17 protein-coding genes and 1 pseudogene are annotated in these 17,931 nt (G+C 40.7%); 8 read left to right on the forward strand and 10 right to left on the reverse strand.

What is annotated here, in order from left to right; genetic code table 11:
- Positions 1-177 precede the first annotated feature (177 nt).
- The 9 genes from HMPREF9073_RS12380 to murD form a co-directional block, all read right to left on the reverse strand.
- Entirely contained in the window at positions 178-705 is a 528-nt protein-coding gene (locus tag HMPREF9073_RS12380; protein ID WP_009414120.1) for a hypothetical protein, read from the reverse strand.
- 83 nt (positions 706-788) lie between these two features.
- The gene (locus tag HMPREF9073_RS12385) at positions 789-1,298 is read right to left on the reverse strand and encodes a gamma carbonic anhydrase family protein (RefSeq protein WP_009414121.1); all 510 of its coding nucleotides are present in this window, start codon (positions 1,296-1,298) and stop codon (positions 789-791) included.
- A complete protein-coding gene (locus tag HMPREF9073_RS12390; RefSeq protein ID WP_009414122.1) occupies positions 1,279-1,506 on the reverse strand; it encodes a DUF3820 family protein in 228 nt (75 codons plus the stop codon). Before HMPREF9073_RS12390 ends, HMPREF9073_RS12385 begins: the two co-directional genes overlap by 20 nt.
- A 48-nt stretch (positions 1,507-1,554) precedes the next feature.
- Positions 1,555-2,688, reverse strand: coding sequence for a biotin synthase BioB (bioB, locus tag HMPREF9073_RS12395; protein ID WP_034555930.1), 1,134 nt, complete (start codon positions 2,686-2,688; stop codon positions 1,555-1,557).
- A gap of 53 nt (positions 2,689-2,741) precedes the next feature.
- Positions 2,742-3,416 carry a (d)CMP kinase gene (gene cmk / locus HMPREF9073_RS12400; RefSeq protein WP_009414124.1) on the reverse strand — a complete coding sequence of 225 codons (675 nt, stop codon included), beginning with the start codon at positions 3,414-3,416 and terminating at the stop codon, positions 2,742-2,744.
- Between the two features lie 24 nt (positions 3,417-3,440).
- Positions 3,441-3,926, reverse strand: coding sequence for a hypothetical protein (locus HMPREF9073_RS12405; protein WP_009414125.1), 486 nt, complete (start codon positions 3,924-3,926; stop codon positions 3,441-3,443).
- 29 nt (positions 3,927-3,955) lie between these two features.
- A complete protein-coding gene (gene hemH / locus HMPREF9073_RS12410) occupies positions 3,956-4,975 on the reverse strand; it encodes a ferrochelatase (protein WP_009414126.1) in 1,020 nt (339 codons plus the stop codon).
- A gap of 28 nt (positions 4,976-5,003) precedes the next feature.
- The gene (locus tag HMPREF9073_RS12415; protein WP_009414127.1) at positions 5,004-6,233 is read right to left on the reverse strand and encodes an FtsW/RodA/SpoVE family cell cycle protein; all 1,230 of its coding nucleotides are present in this window, start codon (positions 6,231-6,233) and stop codon (positions 5,004-5,006) included.
- A 14-nt stretch (positions 6,234-6,247) separates the two neighbouring features.
- Positions 6,248-7,591, reverse strand: a complete 1,344-nt coding sequence (gene murD / locus HMPREF9073_RS12420) for a UDP-N-acetylmuramoyl-L-alanine--D-glutamate ligase (RefSeq protein WP_009414128.1) — start codon at positions 7,589-7,591, stop codon at positions 6,248-6,250.
- A 447-nt stretch (positions 7,592-8,038) separates the two neighbouring features.
- Between murD and HMPREF9073_RS16060 the strand changes: the two genes are divergently transcribed.
- Both HMPREF9073_RS16060 and HMPREF9073_RS12425 read left to right on the forward strand, forming a co-directional pair.
- Positions 8,039-8,215 carry a CAL67264 family membrane protein gene (locus HMPREF9073_RS16060; protein WP_009414129.1) on the forward strand — a complete coding sequence of 59 codons (177 nt, stop codon included), beginning with the start codon at positions 8,039-8,041 and terminating at the stop codon, positions 8,213-8,215.
- A gap of 50 nt (positions 8,216-8,265) precedes the next feature.
- Positions 8,266-9,843 carry an NADP-dependent glyceraldehyde-3-phosphate dehydrogenase gene (locus HMPREF9073_RS12425; RefSeq protein ID WP_009414130.1) on the forward strand — a complete coding sequence of 526 codons (1,578 nt, stop codon included), beginning with the start codon at positions 8,266-8,268 and terminating at the stop codon, positions 9,841-9,843.
- Positions 9,844-9,936: 93 nt separating this feature from the next.
- Here HMPREF9073_RS12425 and HMPREF9073_RS12430 read toward each other — a convergent pair whose 3' ends face one another.
- Entirely contained in the window at positions 9,937-11,097 is a 1,161-nt protein-coding gene (locus HMPREF9073_RS12430; RefSeq protein ID WP_009414131.1) for a class I SAM-dependent RNA methyltransferase, read from the reverse strand.
- A gap of 141 nt (positions 11,098-11,238) precedes the next feature.
- On the opposite strand from HMPREF9073_RS12430, the gene HMPREF9073_RS12435 reads away from it, so the two are divergent.
- The 6 genes and pseudogenes from HMPREF9073_RS12435 (at position 11,239) to HMPREF9073_RS12460 (ending at position 17,910) form a co-directional block, all read left to right on the forward strand.
- Positions 11,239-11,520, forward strand: a complete 282-nt coding sequence (locus HMPREF9073_RS12435) for a hypothetical protein (protein ID WP_009414132.1) — start codon at positions 11,239-11,241, stop codon at positions 11,518-11,520.
- A gap of 6 nt (positions 11,521-11,526) precedes the next feature.
- A pseudogene (locus tag HMPREF9073_RS15580) lies at positions 11,527-11,983 on the forward strand (PIN domain-containing protein).
- Positions 11,980-13,203 carry an exonuclease SbcCD subunit D C-terminal domain-containing protein gene (locus HMPREF9073_RS12445; RefSeq protein ID WP_009414134.1) on the forward strand — a complete coding sequence of 408 codons (1,224 nt, stop codon included), beginning with the start codon at positions 11,980-11,982 and terminating at the stop codon, positions 13,201-13,203. Before HMPREF9073_RS15580 ends, HMPREF9073_RS12445 begins: the two are co-directional and overlap by 4 nt.
- 81 nt (positions 13,204-13,284) lie before the next feature.
- Positions 13,285-15,249: a putative porin gene (locus HMPREF9073_RS12450; protein ID WP_009414135.1), complete on the forward strand. Its 1,965-nt coding sequence runs from the start codon at positions 13,285-13,287 to the stop codon at positions 15,247-15,249.
- Between the two features lie 15 nt (positions 15,250-15,264).
- Positions 15,265-17,313, forward strand: a complete 2,049-nt coding sequence (locus tag HMPREF9073_RS12455; RefSeq protein ID WP_009414136.1) for a peptide MFS transporter — start codon at positions 15,265-15,267, stop codon at positions 17,311-17,313.
- A 165-nt stretch (positions 17,314-17,478) separates the two neighbouring features.
- Positions 17,479-17,910 (forward strand): polymer-forming cytoskeletal protein, encoded by a 432-nt coding sequence (locus HMPREF9073_RS12460; protein ID WP_002680142.1) that lies wholly within the window; start codon positions 17,479-17,481, stop codon positions 17,908-17,910.
- Positions 17,911-17,931 lie beyond the last annotated feature (21 nt).

Below are 17,931 nucleotides of genomic sequence, written 5' to 3' on the forward strand. Positions count from 1 at the left end.
ACCCAGCTATCGCTGGCTTTCCTACATAACATACCCTAAAAGTGATTGATTATCAGGCTTATAGACTTTGTCAAAGTTTTGGGACTTTGACAGAAGTTTATGATGCAAAAGCAATTTTGAGACTTTTCAGACAGCCTCTTTGATTGTTATTACCAATTGTTCATTAGCAATTTGTGATTAGAATCTATAACCTATTTTGATACCAAAATTAGGTTCGATTGCCCAGAATTTTTTGTCGTCGTTTACGCCTTTACCGAAGTTGCGAGCAATATTAGCATAAGGAGCTACAACAAAGGTATCTTCATAGTTCCATTGGTAACCTACACCAATTCCTAAGATAAAGCTATCTAACTTTGTTGGGTTAGTTTTAGTATCTGGATATTTATAATTACCAAAACGTTGTTTTACAAAAGGGTTTACATAGAGACCTGTGCCTCCATCTTCTTCAAAATAATAGTTATAGCCTACTTTTATGCTAGTAGCATTATACTTCCCACCGCCTTTAGGAATCACTGAAAAACGGTCGTTGAAGAACAATTCACCTTCGATAGATTGGTTATCAGCGATAAAGTGTTCATAACCTACTTCAACAGAAGCTAACCAAATGGCGTTCAAGATGTTTAAATTTACTTGATGTTGACGGTCTTGCGCGAATGTTTTTACTGAGAAAAACACAAGCATTGCAGCTACAATAATTTTTTTCATCGATATTCTTAGTTTAAAAAATAATGGCAAAGATACGAATAATTTGTTAATTAGCAAATTTGTAGATTGTCAAATCTATAAAATTAGTTGTCTATCCAGCTGGCGTATTTGGGGTAATTGGTGGCGGTACGCTCAATAAGAGCACGTTGTTCTTCGGTTACTTCTTTGATTTTCTTAGCAGGAACGCCAGCATAAAGACTCCCTTTTTCTATATGGGTATTAGGAGGTACTACGGCTCCAGCAGCTACAATGCTATGGCTTTCTACCACACATCCGTCCATTACGATGCTTCCCATACCTATAAGCACATCATCTTCGATAGTACAGCCGTGTACAATAGCATTATGCCCTATGGACACGCGATTGCCAATGGTTGTGGGGTGTGTTTGATAGGTAGCGTGAATCACTACACCATCTTGGATATTGGTGTCATCACCTATGCAAATAGTGTTTACATCGCCACGAATAACCGCATTATACCACACGGTACAGCGGTCGCCTAAGTGCACATCACCGGTAAGGGTAGCATTTTCAGCAAAAAAGCAACCTTCCCCAAAGGTAGGTTGCTTTCCGTTAACTTTCTTGACTAACATATTCTTTTAGTTTATCGATTATCTCTTGTAGACCATTAGTTTTTATCTCGAAAGTGGTAGCCAATAGCATTCCTAATTTTCCTTTGGGAAATCCTTGAGTGCTAAACCACTCGAGGTAATAGGAAGGTAAATCAGCAATCATAGTACCCTTGTACTTGCCATAAGGCATTGGGGTTGTGATGATTTCTTTGAGAATTTCGGGAGACATAGAATTAGAAAATTTGGAAATTAGATAATTAGCAAATTAGCAGATTTACTAATGTGCTATTTTAACCATCTTCCTTTTTTCTTCGTTGCGCTCTATTTTATGGTTAGGGCGCGTCCATTTAGGGTTTTCACCTAAGGAGTGGTATTGAGAATCTTCTGCTTCTACCGTATGAGGCTGTGGATGCGTTTCAAAAGGTTTCTGAATACGCATACCAAGTACGCCGAGCATTTGCATATCCTCATTGATATCGGGGTTAGGAGTGGTGAGGAGCTTATCGCCTGCGAAGATAGAGTTGGCTCCCGCAAAGAAACAGAGAGCTTGTCCTTCTTGGCTCATTTGGGTACGACCTGCGGAAAGGCGCACTTGAGATTGTGGCATCACGATACGCGCGGTAGCTACCATACGCACCATCTCGAAGATATCTACGGGCTCACAGTCTTCCAAAGGCGTTCCTTCTACGGGTACTAAGGCATTGATAGGTACCGACTCGGGTTGTGGATTGAGCGTTGAGAGTGCCACGAGCATTCCGGCGCGGTCTTCGAGTGATTCACCCATACCAATAATCCCTCCACTGCACACAGTTATATTGGTTTTGCGCACGTTGTCAATCGTTTTGAGGCGGTCGTCATAACTACGGGTAGAAATGATTTCTTTGTAGTATTCTTCTGACGTATCGAGGTTGTGATTGTAAGCATACAAGCCTGCTTCCGCCAAACGTTTGGCTTGGTTTTCGGTAAGCATACCGAGTGTACAGCACACTTCCATATCCAGCTTATTGATAGTACGCACCATTTCGAGCACCTGTTCAAATTCGGGACCATCTTTTACGTTACGCCACGCTGCGCCCATACACACACGTGAAGCTCCTGCTGATTTAGCACGAAGGGCTTGGGCTTTTACGTGAGTAACACTCATCATATCGGCGTTTTCTATTTTTACTTCGGTTTCGTAACGCGCCGATTGCGGACAGTAAGCACAGTCTTCGGAGCAACCTCCGGTTTTAATAGAGAGAAGTGTAGAGACTTGTACCGAGTTAGGGTCGTGATATTTACGGTGCACGGTAGCGGCTTCGTAGAGCAACTCCATTAGGGGTTTATTGTAAATAGCCATTATTTCTTCTTTCGTCCAATTATGACGGGTTTCGGCATTGCTACAGCCACACGTATGTTGATTTTCGCACATAGTTCTTTTCTTTATTTCGGGGGCAAAGATACAAAACAATTGACAATTGACAATTAACAATTAACAAATGCTAAGATTTTTTGTACTTGTTCCTCTATAGTAAGATTGGTATTATCAATTACTACGGCATCATCGGCTTTTTTGAGAGGTGACTCTTTGCGGGTAGTATCGATATGGTCGCGGTGCTGGATATTGGCAAGCACTTCGTCGAACGATGCTTTATCGCCTTTGGCTTGCAACTCTTTATAACGGCGCTGGGCGCGCACTTGTTCGCTAGCGGTCATAAATATTTTAAGTTCAGCATTCGGGAATACCGTTGTACCTATATCGCGCCCGTCCATTACAATACCTTTGTCTTTACCCATTTTGCGTTGTAAGTCTACTAAGTAAGTGCGCACTTCGGGTTGTTTGGCAACTTCGCTCACCCAATTGGCTATTTCAATACCGCGTATTTCGTTTTCGATATTCTTACCGTCTAAATAAATTTCAGAAAATCCCAACTCAGGGTTGTACACGAACTTTATTTCCGACTTTCGCAGGGCTTTCATCAGCGGTTTTACTTCGATGCCCGAGGTAGAAACATAGCCTTTTTCTAAGGCTAAATAAGTAACGGCGCGGTACATCGCACCAGTATCAATATAAACGTAGCCTAATGCTTTGGCTACAGCTTTGGCAGTAGTACTTTTTCCGGTTGACGAATAGCCGTCAATGGCAATAATAATACTCATTTTTGTTAGATGTTAGGTGTTTTGTTATTTGTATAGTGATGGGGGTATTCTTATTTCGGATACAAGTTTTTTGTTTTCATCGTAGTAATAATACAACAGTGTAATATCATTATCAATGAAAAAGCGCATCTTTTCGCAATTGCTTCTCAAATTTTGCAAAATAGCATCCTTAGCTGCTGGTGTGTTGAACTCTATTTCTTCGGAATCGAAATTAAAAAGGGTTGCATAATACCCCATAGTTTTTTCCCCTTTTAGGGCAACACTATCTAAGCGCACCCCCTCTTCTATTATTTGTGGTAATTGCCGGTTTATTTCGGCTACTTGATTCTTCATCTCATCGGTAACTAAATCGTTTTTACCTTTTGAAAAGAAGGAGCTTGTGAGATAGCGCGTCGTAAAGAATGCTGCTAAAAATACCACAATAAAAGACACCACACCCACTATTACTCCAATAATGTTTTTAGTGCGTTTTTTCTTTTTAGCATTTTGTATGTCAAGAAAATCATTCATAGTTATCTGTTAGATTTTGTGCTATGTTATTAGTTATTTCTAATCCAAGTAACAAGGGCTTGTACCCACAAATCCGAGTCGTTGAGACAGGGAACCATTTTGAACTCTTCTCCGCCATTTTCGCGGAAAGTTTTGCCTCCAGCCATTTCAATTTCTTCGAGTGTTTCTACACAATCGGTAACAAAAGCTGGGGTAATAACCGCTAATTTTTTCACGCCTTGTTGAGCGAGTTGGGCTATTTTATCGGCAGTAAAAGGGGTTATCCACTTATCGTTGCCTAAACGCGATTGGAATGATTGTGAGTAGGTATTTTCTTTCAATTCTAATTTTTGGGCTAACAAGCGAGTGGTTTCAAAGCAATGGCTTCGGTAACAATATTTTCCTTCCTCACTATAGGGATTGCAACAGGAGGTATTTTCCACTATATTTTTGTGAGCAGGGGTAGGAGAGGTTTTGCGCAGATGGCGTTCGGGCACTCCGTGATAGGAGAACAGCAGATGGTCGCAAGGGTTGTTTTCTAAGTATTTGCGGGTTACTTCGGCTAATGCTTCTATATACTCGGAGCGATGAAAGAAAGCAGGGAATTTTATAAGTTTCATTTTTGGGAACTGCTTTTTTACCAATTGCTGAGCGAATACCTCAATAGTTTGAGTGGTAGCCATTGCATACTGAGGGTAAAGGGGCATCAAAAGCACCTCGTCTACTCCTTGGTCGTACAATTGTTGGAGGCCGCTGGCTATATTGGGGTTGCCATAGCGCATAGCCATTACCACAGGTACTGAGACTTGTTGTTGTATTTTTTCAGTGAGTCGTTTTGTAATCACAATGAGGGGAGAACCTTCGTTCCACCATATTTTTTGATAAGCTTTGCTTGTTTTTGGCGGACGTGTATTGAGGATGATGCCATTTACCAAAGTGTAACGCAATAGATAAGGCAAATCAATTATACGTTCGTCCATTAAAAATTCTCTTAGGTATCGCTTGATATCCTTTACAGCAGGGGAATCGGGCGACCCTACATTTACGAGTAATACTCCTTTTTTAGACATTTTTTAGTTAGTGAAAAAGTTAAAATGTTTATTCAATATTAGTGTTTTTCTTCATTTGGCGGAGAGCGCTTTCGGCGAGTTCTTCTTCTATATCGGCTTCAGTTTTGTCTTTTTCCATTTTGCCGTCTTTACGTTTTTGAGCACTTACGGAAAGTATGCATCCTAAAGCTATACAAGTTACTAAAAATGAGGTTCCTCCACTACTGATAAGTGGGAGGTTTTGCCCTGTAACTGGGAAGAGTTCTACTGCTACTCCCATATTGATAACTGCTTGCAGGAGTATAGGGATGCCTAAGCCTAACACTAACAACTGACCGTATAGGGTGGGTGCTTTGAGTGAAATTGCTACAATGCGAACGAGCAATAGTATGTAGAGTAACATTATGAATATAGCTCCTACAGTTCCCCATTCTTCGGTGATGATAGCAAAGATAAAGTCGGAGGAGCTTTGAGGGAGGAAGTTTTTCATTGTGCTTTTGCCAGGGCCTTGACCTAACCCTATTCCTTTGGCTATGGCCATTTTAGAGCGTTCAATTTGGTAGCCTTCTTTTTCGTCGTCACCAGCGGTAAAGGATTCGATACGGCTCATCCAAGTATCGACCCTATTGGGCATTACTTCGGGGAAAGCTTTTACAAACAAGAAGAAAACTCCCATAAAAGCAATAGCTATAAGCATAGCCGAGAGTATGTGTTTCATTGGGAATTTACCTAAGAACGATAGAATTACCACCGAAGTGAGTATGAGTACGGCGGTAGAGAGGTTAGATATCATAATCAAGCCTGAGATGAGTCCTACCGGCACCCATAGGGGTAAGAAAGTTTCTTTGAAAGTGAGTTTTTTGCCGTAATTCTTAGCTAAATAGGAAGCTACATAAGCCATTAGTACGACTAAAGCGAGTGCTGAAGGCTGAAATGAAATTCCCCAGACACTGAGCCAACGGCTGGCGTTAGCACCTTCGATAGTAGTTCCTTTGAGGAGTGTGATAAGCAAGAGAAGCACCACAACAGGAAGTAGTAATTTTGACCAAACGCGAAATTGAGCATAAGGGCGCTTGTGTACCAAATAAAGAATTGTATAACCTCCTGCAACAAAAACTAAATGTTTGACGAGATAGCCTATAGTTGTTCCTTTCCCAACAACATACACCAAGTTTGTACTAGTGCTATAGACTGCTGGGAGAGAAGCGAGTGTGAAGAGCAGGATAGTTACCCATAGTCCTCGGTCTCCTTTGATGTGTGTAGAGAGCCATTCTTGCATCACCTAAACAGAGATTACAAGCGAGCTACAGCTGCTTTAAATTGGTCGCCACGATCTTCGTAGCTTTTGAATAAATCGAAACTTGCACAAGCTGGAGAAAGCAGTACGGTATCACCTTCGGCAGCAAATTTTTTGGCGATTCTCACGGCTTCGTCCATAGATTGGGTTTCTATCATTTCTTTTCCGCTATTGCTAAAAGAGCGCAAAATAGGTTCGTTATCAACGCCTAAGCACACGATAGCTTTTACTTTTTCGTGTACATAGGGTAACAAGGCGTTGTAGTCGTTGCCTTTGTCTTGACCTCCTACTATCCACACGATAGGGGTTTTAATGGTATCGAGGGCAAAATACACTGAGTTTACATTGGTTGCTTTAGAATCGTTTACATAAGTAACGCCATCTACCACTTTTACTTCTTCGAGGCGGTGGTCGGCACCTTTAAATCCTTTGAGGCTGTCGCGCAAAGAGTTGTTGCGAATATTTACCAAGCGGGCTGCTACACTTGCAGCCATTGTGTTTTTGATATTGTGTTTACCACGCAAGCTGATTTCTTCTACATCGATTTCAGTAGTTTCAGCAGTTTGATTTTCTAACATAATGTGTATTTTGTTATCTTTTAGGAAAGCTCCGTAGGGGAGTTCTTTTTCTATGGAAAAGGGTATGAGTTTAGCTTTTAGGGTATGGTGTTGTAACCATTCTTCAATCACTGGGTCATCGGCATCGTAGATGAGGTAATCGTTTTCGGTTTGATTCATCGCGATGCGGAATTTAGAGGCGATATAGTTCTCGAACTTGTAGTCGTAGCGATCTAAATGGTCGGGGGTGATGTTGAGCAGTATTGCGATATGAGGGGCGAAATGCTCAATGCCATCCAACTGAAAACTACTAATTTCAAGCACATAATAGGGGGGATTTTCGGTAGCTACCAATTCGGCAAAGCTATAGCCTATATTGCCGCCTAAGCCTACTTGCAAACCTGCTTCTTTAAAGATGTGATGAGTGAGCAAGGTAGTGGTGGTTTTACCATTACTTCCGGTGATGCCCACAATGAGACTATGTGTATACTCACTGGCAAATTCTATTTCCGAGATAATGCGGATACCTTTTTCGCGAGCTTTTTTCACGATAGGGGCTTTATCGGGGATGCCAGGGCTTTTCATAATCACATCGGCAGAGAGGATTTTCTCTTCGGTGTGAGTACCTTCTTCCCATTCTATTCCCTCGTTAGTGAGGGTTTCGCGATAGTGAGGTTTAAGGGAATTTTTATCGGAAAGGAATACCTCCCAACCTTTTTGTTTACCCAAAATTGCAGTACCTACACCGCTCTCACCACCGCCTAATATTACTAAGCGTTTCATTCTTAAATCCTTTAATACTAAGGAGTACTATTATTTTGGGGCAAAGGTAAGAATAATTTGTCAATTAGCAAATTTGGAAATTAGCAAATTTGGAAATTTACTTCTATTCGGAGTTTGTTTGAAAAAGTTTTTTCTTTAAGGGCGTTTGCAGCACATACCCAGCTATCGCTGGCTTTCCTACACAACATACTCTGAAAAATGATTGATTATCAGAATAATCAACTTTAGTAAAGTGTGATACTTTGCCAAAGTATAGGACATAAATACGATTTTGGGACTTTTTCTGAAAAAATATCTAATATTTCTTACTATTATAGCCTTTATTTCCAAGACATATAAGTTATTGTTTTAAATACAAACGCCGTGTGTTGTTTGAATATTTTTTTGTTGGTTTACTAATTATCTGTATCTTTGCGTTTTGTAACCAACATAATAGAATATCATACTATGAATAAGAATACAGTTTTGGGGTGGGCAACCCTTATAATGATTGTAGTAGGCTTAGGGCTTATCGCCTTGGGAGCTTTTAAATACAACGAAGTTGCAGGCTTTGGCTTTGGAGCTGTAGGCATTGGTTTCTTCGCTATTGCTTGGGTGTTCAATGCCCTTAAAGGAAGAGTGTAATAATTAGCTAATTTGTCAATGAGCAAATTGGCAAATTTACAAATCGACAAATGAATATGATTCCAGAACAATTTCAAGTAAAACCGTTTCGCCAAGAGACTTATCTCATTGATGGCGAACTCCGTGAGTGGAAAGGTGAGTTCACTGATATTTATTCCACTATTTCATCTACTGAAAAGTATGCACACACACTCTTAGGCAGTGTACCTTCGCTGGGTGAAAGCGATGCTTTAGAAGCTTTACATTCGGCTACTGAGGCTTATAACAAGGGCAAAGGTTTATGGCCTACAATGAAAGTGAAAGACCGCATCAGCGCTATGCTCAAGTTTGTAAAACAGATGGAAAAACAACGCGATGAGGTGGTAAAACTGATGATGTGGGAAATTGGTAAAAATTTAGATGACTCTCGCAAAGAGTTTGACCGTACGGTAGAATACATCTATGACACTATCAACGCTTATAAGGAACTTGACAACGAATCGTCTAAATTTGTACGACGTGATGGGGTGTATGCTCTTATTCGTCGTGGCCCTTTAGGCGTTGTGCTCTGTTTAGGTCCTTACAACTACCCACTAAATGAGACTTTTGCGCTTATCATTCCCGCACTTATTATGGGTAATACCGTTATTTTCAAGCCTGCTAAACACGGGGTATTACTCTTTACGCCTCTATTAGAAGCTTTCCAAAATTCTTTTCCTCGTGGGGTAATCAACATTCTCTATGGGCGTGGTCGCACAGTAGCTCCGCCTATTATGCAAAGTGGCAAAGTGGATGTATTGGCGCTCATAGGCAACAGCAAAACAGCTATTGCACTACAAGACCAGCACCCTAAGAAAAACCGTTTGCGCCTTGTTTTTGGCTTGGAAGCTAAAAACCCAGGAGTTATCCTCCCCGATGCTAACTTAGATTTAGCAGTAGACGAATGTGTAAAAGGAGCCTTATCGTTTAACGGACAGCGTTGTACAGCATTAAAAATTCTTTATGTACACGCTAAAATAAAAGATGAGTTTTTAAAGCGTTTTGCTGAAAAAGTAGATGCCCTTAAATTCGGTAATCCGTGGGAAGAGAAAGTAGCCCTCACTCCCCTACCCGAGGTAGAAAAACCTGCTTTCTTACAAGAACTCATAGATGATGCGCTTGCTAAAGGGGCTACCATTCAGAACAAAAAAGGCGGTGAACGCACGGATAACTTTATCTTCCCAGCAGTACTCTATCCTGTTTCTAAGGATATGAGAGTGTACAATGAGGAGCAATTTGGCCCACTTGTACCTGTAAAACCTTTCTCTAACATCAATGAGATTATTGATGAGATTTCGGATTCTAAATACGGACAGCAAATCAGTTTGTTTGGAGAAGACCCTCACGAGCTTTCCCCACTAATTGATATGTTAGTGAATATGCTTTGCCGCGTGAATTTGAACAGTTTATGTCAGCGAGGTCCAGATGTATTCCCGTTCACTGGTAGAAAAGACTCGGCTGTGGGTACATTAAGCGTACACGATGCCTTGCGCTCATTCTCTATCCGTACCTTTGTATCGTTCCAAAACAACGATTACAACGACAAGATAGTAGAGAATTTATTGCGTACTGGTGCGTCTAACTTCATCAATACAGATTATATTCTTTAGGAGTTAGGAATTAGAAATTAGTGATATAACAAAAAAGCTGTCTCAAAAGACAGCTTTTTTGTTAATTATCAATTGTTAATTATCAATTGTTAATTATTCTTTGTTCATTGTTTTTTTGCTTCCTTCATACATTTTGTACTGTAACAATCGGCTTTCTAATTTACCATTGAAAAGTTTAATTTTGCGGGTGGGTCGCAAACCTACATATTTCATTCCCTCTAAATTGGCGGTGATAAACCACGCCTCGGTATTGGGGTAATTGCGTTTGAGAGTGTTGCCTATAGACGAGTACAACTCTTCAGTATCAGCTTGCAAACGCTCGTTGTAAGGCGGATTGAACACTATATGCAAGGGTTTTTGTTTATCTTCTTTTTCGGTTGTAAAAAAGTCCTTTTGGAATACTTGAATATAGTCACCAAGGTCGGCATTTGCGAGGTTATCTTTTGCTTTGGCTACTGCCGAAGGCGCTTTGTCATAGCCTACAATCTGATAGTGAAACTCACGTATTTTTTTGATACAACTACCAAAAATAAGATTGAAGAGGTTCTCATCAAAATCTTTCCAACGTTCAAAAGCAAATTCTTTGCGGTGTACATTGGCTGGAATATTACAAGCAATCATCGCTGCCTCAATAAGGAAAGTACCACTACCACACATAGGGTCGAGGAAGTCACATTGCCCTTGCCAACCGCTCATTATCAGTATGCCTGCCGCTAATACCTCGTTGATAGGCGCTATATTAGTAGCTGTACGGTAACCGCGTTGGTGGAGAGAAGTGCCTGAACTATCAAGCGATACAATCACCTCATTGCGCTGGATATGAATGTGAATAGCTACATCGGGGTGGAGCACATCTACACTGGGGCGACGCCCTGTAGCGTTGCGGAAAGCATCGGCAATAGCGTCTTTGGCTTTGAGAGCGACATATTGTGTATGGTTGAATATCTCGGTTTGCAGGGTAGCTGTTACAGCAAAAGTTTGGCTAAGATCCAAAACTTCTTGCCAATTAAAGTCGTAAAGTTTTTGGTAATACTCTTTTTCGTTGCGGATGTAGAAAGAGTGGATAGGTTTGAGGATTTTTAGGGCGGTGCGCAAACAGAGGTTTGCTTTGTACATAAAGCCTTTATCGCCTTCAAATTGCACGCTGCGCACACCTTTAGTTACGTGCATAGCGCCTAAATTGCGAAGTTCGTCAGCCAATATATCTTCAAAACCGAAGAAAGTTTTGGCTACCATTTTATAATTTTTTTCCATATTGCTGGTAATGTTCAACTAACAATTGCCGATTGCTCATCAACAATTATTTTCAGGCGACAAATGTAATACTTTTTTTTGAATTGACAAATTTGCTAATTAGCTAATTATGTAGTATCTTTGCCAAAAATATGGAATATTATGTGTTACACTATCACTATCAATAGCAACAGTGTACAAGCTCAAAACCTTGTAAACTACATCAAAACCTTTGATTTTGCAGAGGTCACCCCTATTTTTTCTGAGGAAGTATTAGAAGCCTCTAAAGCAACAAAAATGACTCCAGAGGAAATTATAGCAGCCGCTGAAGAATACCAAATGACCCCTGAAGACTATGCTTTTACTATGACTATTTCTAAAAAGGTTAATCGCGGCATTGCTAAAAGAATGTGTAAAGACTTTAATATACCTTACAAAGGTTAGAAAACTATGATTATCATTGCCGACAGTAATATTTTTATGAGTGCTTTAATCTCTCCTAATGGTTTTGTAGCTAATATTTTAGCAGAGAGAAAAAAAAATACAATACATAGTACCTGACTACCTTATCAAAGAAGTTACTAAACATATAACAGATATTGTACCTCGTCTCAAAAATAATAAGACTAAGAAACAATTATTGGCTGAATTTAAACAATTATTAGAAGGTATCACTATTGTGAATATAAAAAAAGAAGTTAGTAAAGATCTTATTTTGAAAGCTGAAGAGATAACTAAAGATATCGACTACAATGATTATCCTTTTATAGCTCTACATTTAGAGATTAAACACAAAATCTGGACGATGGACAATTTTCTAAGAAATAGACTTACTGAAAAAGGGTATGGACATTTCTTTATTTCTATTGAAGAATTAAGTAAACACCTCTACAAAAAGAAACAATGAACTTTCTACATACTGCCGATTGGCATTTAGGACAGACATTCTACCAATATGATCGCTACGAAGAACAGCAATTTTTCCTAAACACTCTCCTACAACTACTGGAAACTGAAGCTATTGAGGTACTCCTTATCAGTGGTGATGTGTTCGATACTGCTAACCCTTCGGTAGCTGCTACTAAACAATTCTATCACTTCTTACACCAAGCTACCGAACGTTTTCCCCACTTACAAATCATTGCTATTGCAGGTAATCACGATTCTCCCGTGCGGCTTGAAATGCCTCAGCCTCTTTTAGAAAATACTCAAGTGCACTTAATAGGACACATCAAGCGAAACGAAATTCACGAAATTGACTACGATGCTCTTATCCTTCCACTTTACAGCAAAGGCGAGATTGTAGCTTACTGTCTTGCTGTGCCTTTTCTGCGTTTAGGCGATACACCTAAAACTGATGATTTTTCGGATTACGGTAAGGGAATTGCCACTTTTTACCAAGAAATTACCGAAAGAGCTTTGGCTATTGCCAACGGTAAACCGCTGATTGCTATGGGACACTTACACGCCTCGGGGGCTGAACTCAGTGAAGAAGATACTGCTGAGCGTCCTATCATTGGGGGAATGGAGAGCGTACAGCCTTCAAGTTTCCCAAAAGCACTGAAATATGTCGCTTTAGGACATATTCACAAAGCTCAAGCCTTAGGCGATGCCCATATACGTTATGCAGGAAGTCCTATACCCCTTTCGTTCTCCGAAAAACACTATACCCACCAAGTAGTAACTTTCTCCATAGAAAACGGACAAGTACAGGGCATCAAACCTATTCCTCTACCTATTCACATCCCTTTGCTCAGTATTCCTGAGCGCACACTTCCTCCTGAGGAGGTTTTACATCTTCTCACAGCTTTACCCGAAGCAACAAGTGAGAGTGTAGCTCCCTATTTAGAAGTGAAAGTACTGCTCAAAGAGCCTGCTCCCGAACTGAAAAACAGTATTCTAAAAACTATTGCTAACAAGCACGTGCGCTTAGCGCGTATTGATGTGCGCTACCAGCAACAAAACAAAACTCAACAAACGGTTTTACAAAGCGAACTTACCCTCAACGACTTACAGCCTTATGAGGTATTACAGCGCGTGTATGAAAACAAATACCACGCTCCTCTACCCGATTTTTACAAACCCTTGTTTGAAGAGGCAATGGGGTTAGTGGAAAGTGAAGAATGAAAAGTGAAAAATCATTAATTGTTAATCGTTAATTATCAATTATTAATTGTTTTTTGTATCTTTGCCCCCAAATAGAAAAGAATGACCTTGAAACACTTAATATATTTCTTCATTGGGGCACTATTTCCTTTACTCTCTTTTGCTCAAGAAGAGGAGGGAACTCCTAATGGCAAAGAGGGAGGCGTAACCTTCAAATCACTACGTCCTAAAAAAAAGAAAGACAGTATTACTTTCACAGCACGCGACTATAAAATCATCACCTATACCCGCGATACTACCTCTATAGACACCTCGCTTACGATGCAGAAGTATTACCTGAACAACGAATGGGGCAAGGATATGTTTGGCAAGATGCCTTTCTCTAATATGGGGCAACCTTATAACACTATGGCTTACGATTTCCGCCATCAGGACTATGTGCCTTCTATGGGAGCTGAAGCTAAAAAACAACTCTACCTCACCCCCGAGGAGATTACTTACTACCATTTGCCTACCCCCCTTACCGAGTTCACTTACAAAAGCGGTATGGAGCAAGGTCAGTTTCTAAACACCCTATTTTCCATAAACTTACAGCCAAATTTCAATTTCTTCATCGCCTACAAAGGTTTGCGTTCGCTCGGTAAATACCAACGTATCTTGGTGAGCAATGGCAATTTTAGGGCAGGATTTTCGTACGTATCACCTAACAAAAAATACACCGCTTTTGCGCATTTTGTCTCTCACGATATCACCAGCCAGGAGAATGGAGGCATTGTAACGCCTGAGCAGTTTGAAGGCGGTGAACAGCAGTTTAAAAATCGAGCAACCATAGATGTGCAATTGCTCTATGCCGAGAATTCTCGCGAGAGCAAACGCTATTTTTTGCAACACGACTACGCTTTTTTGCGCAACCGCGATTCGTTAGCTTCATACAAGCAAATACGCTTCCGCCATTTGTTTAATTACGAAACTGAGTTCTATACTTATGACGAAACTCAAAGTAGCAATTATTTTGGAGAAGCATACGTACCCAAAAACTTACACGACAAAGCACGCTTACAACGAATGACCAACCGCGCAGGGGCTGAACTTGAATTGCCGTATTTGGGCAGAACTTTCCTCTTTGGGAATGCTTATTTCTATAACTATTACTTCCAAAATGCTTACTTCGTATCGGGGGTGTTACAACGCCACCAAATCAAGGATACCGACCTGAGTTTAGGGATACAATGGCACAAAAAAGTAGGCGGTTTTAGCATAGAAGCTGAAGGAGAACAAACCTTTATAGGCAAAATGACGGGTACTAAACTCAGCGGCAAACTCGCTTATGCTTTCAACGATAAAAACAGTATTACTGCTGGTGCTGAATTACATTCGGCTATGCCTAATTTCAACTATTTGCTCTACCAAAGCGACTACAAACAGTTTAATTGGGACAATTATTCATCGTTTAAAAAACAGAATACCCAAACGCTCTATGGCGATTTGAAAACTCAATGGGGAAATGCTTCACTAAGTCTCACCAACCTCAACGATTACACTTATTTTCAAGTAGAAACTTTAGGACAAGTACGCCCTGAGCAGTACAGTGGTAACATTCAATATTTGCAACTAAAAGTACAAAAAGAGTTCAAATTTGGCAAATGGGGATTGGATAATACAATGCTCTACCAACAAGTAGTGCAAGATAGCGACATCCTCAATGTGCCTACTTTCGTAACCCGCAATAGTTTTTACTTCGCTTCACACTTGTTCAACAAGGCAATGTACTTACAAACGGGTATAGGTTTCAATTATTTTACGAAATACTACGCCAATCAGTACAACCCACTATTAGGAGAATTTGCGGTACAAACAACCGAAAAAACAGGTAGTTTCCCGATGTTTGATTTCTTCTTCAACGCCAAAGTGCGCACAATGCGTATTTTCTTCTCCTTAGAACAATGGCAGGTGCCCGTGAGCAATTGGCTAAAAATAGGAAATCCTTACAACTACTATTCAGCTCCACGCCAGCCATACAGAGATTTTATTATCAGGTTAGGCATCAAGTGGGATATCTTCAGTTAATAGGTAACAAGTTTTATGACAAAAAAGACAATTTTCGACACACAAGTATTAGGACACCCTGCGGGGCTATTCGTGCTCTTCTTTACTGAAATGTGGGAACGCTTCTCCTTCTACGGGATGCGCGTACTTCTCATCAATTTCCTCACAATGACCCTCATAGGCTACAATCCTGGTTGGGCGTGGAGCACCGAAAATGCTGGGGCACTCTTCGGTACTTATGTGATGCTCCTCTACCTTACTCCTATCTTAGGCGGTATGATTGCCGATAAAATTACCGGCTACCGCTGGGCTGTAATCATAGGAGCAGTAATTATCACCTTAGGACACGTATCGATGGCTTTTGAGACTGAATTTTCACTCTACTTAGGTCTCGCCCTCTTGATTATCGGCACAGGTTTTTTCAAACCTAATATGGTATCTTTCGTCTCTCAGATGTACAAAGATCTCCCTGAAAAGAAAGACGCTGCTTATACGATTTTTTATATGGGGGTAAACTCGGGTGCTTTTTTCGGGATGATGCTCTGTGGCTACTTAGCTGAACGCATTGGCTGGAATTGGGGCTTCGGTTTAGCGGGAGTTTTTATGCTTTTAGGTACCATACAGTTTTGGTTTGCCAAACCGCTTTTTGGTGATATAGGCAGTAAACCGCAAACTACAACTGATACCCCACAAGAAATAACACACAACGAGGAAGATAAACGCAACCCATTCACTACCGTTGATAAAATCCTTATAGCCCTCGCGGCAATCATAGGAATTGGCTATGCCCTCAACGACCCTCTTTCCAAAATATGGAACATCGACCTCTTTGCGTGGGCTTCAATGCCCGCACTAAAAGGGCAATACGTGATGGTAATTATAGGGGTCATCGCCTTCTTTTACCTGATAGGCAGTCGTATTGTACGTTACACTCCCATAGTGCGCGACCGTATGCTCACCGTGGTTATCTTTGGTTTCTTTGTAGTCTTCTTCTGGCTCGCTTTCGAGCAAGGAGCTTCCTCATTAGTAATTTTCGCCCGCGACAATGTAGAGCGTGAATTGCACGGCAATTGGGCAACAATTTACAACATTTTTAATGCACTACTCACCGTAATTCCGCTATTGCTCATCACCTATGTGCTTTTCCTGCTGATAAAGAAAACGTACAAAAAGATATTCCCCGCAGTAATTGTGCTCTTGGTGTGCTTCACTCTCGTGTGGGGTATCGCCGTGTGGATGCTCAACCGCGATTTCAAAACCACAGCTTACAGTGTGGCGTATAAAGCCTACGAACAAGTAGATGCTGATAACCACACCACCTATATACCTATTACAGAGGAAAACCGCAACGCCCACCCCGAACTGAAAATCGTTGAGCGCACTACCATTATAGGTGTAACCGATGCTCGTCTAAACGTAGGGCAAGAAATCAAACTACTCAGCAAGAACAACAAGAATACTTCCTTCGCCTATGCCGATACCGAAAAAGTACAATGGGCTAAACAACGCGGCACAACTCTCAATACCGATAACGGACTCATCGTCGCTCAAGTAAAAGAAGAACGCGACAACTGGGTAGAGGCTACTACTTCGTGGTTTTCTATACTGAACTCCTTTTTTATCATTGCTTTAGCAAGCATATTCTCTCGTTGGTGGGATAGCCGTTTCAACCCTCCTGCAGCCGTAAAATACGGACTCGGATTACTGATGCTCTCCATTGGGTTCGGCTTGTTAGCTATTGGAGCGTATGGCGTTACCCAAGGGATAAAAGTGAGTATGCTATGGCTCGTATTTGCCTATATGTTCAACACAATGGGAGAACTCTGCCTTTCCCCTGTGGGACTTTCGTACGTCTCTAAGCTCGTTCCTGCTCGAATGATTGCCTTTATGTTTGGCGTATGGTACCTCGCCGTCGCTATTGGCCATAAATTAGCAGCTGTGGTGGGCGGACAAATAGAGAATATCACCAAAGAATATAGCCTCTCTACCTTTTTCTTGATATTCACCATCGTGCCTGCCGTAGCAGGAGTGCTCATCATCCTCATTAATCCATTTGTGAAAAAACTGATGCACGGAGTGAAATAGGAATTAGGCGTCAGGTTTCAATATAAAATTTACCAAAGTTTTTTATCACATAACATTCTATAAAATAATACTTTACAGAATATAACAAAATAAAACAATATCAAAAATTTGTAGTTTCAAAAAAATTATTATACCTTTGTCTCTGTATTTGTAAAACGAAATACAATGGCTATATTTAACAACAAAGAAAGAGATAATAGAAACATTATGGCAGCAGACAATACATTAGGAAGCAGCAACCGCATCGTAGCGGAAACAAAATTCAAAGGAGAAATCCACTCTAAATCCGATTTTAGAATTGATGGAGAAGTAGAAGGTACTTTTGAAACTTCTGGTAAATTGGTGATAGGCAGAACCGGTGTAATTAAAGGCACTGTGATTTGCGAAAACGCCGATATCGAAGGCAAAGTAACTGGTACCCTAAAAGTAAGTAGTGTACTCAGCTTAAAATCAACCGCTGTGGTAGAAGGTGAAGTACACGTCGATAAACTTGCTATCGAACCAGGTGCTGTATTCAACGTAACTTGTACAATGAAAGGGGCTAAATCTTTTGTAAATGACAACAAACCTCAACCCCTTGAAAAAGTCAATAAATAAGCAGAGTAACTCCTCACAAGC

Source organism: Capnocytophaga sp. oral taxon 326 str. F0382 (assembly GCF_000318295.1).
Classification (GTDB): domain Bacteria; phylum Bacteroidota; class Bacteroidia; order Flavobacteriales; family Flavobacteriaceae; genus Capnocytophaga; species Capnocytophaga periodontitidis.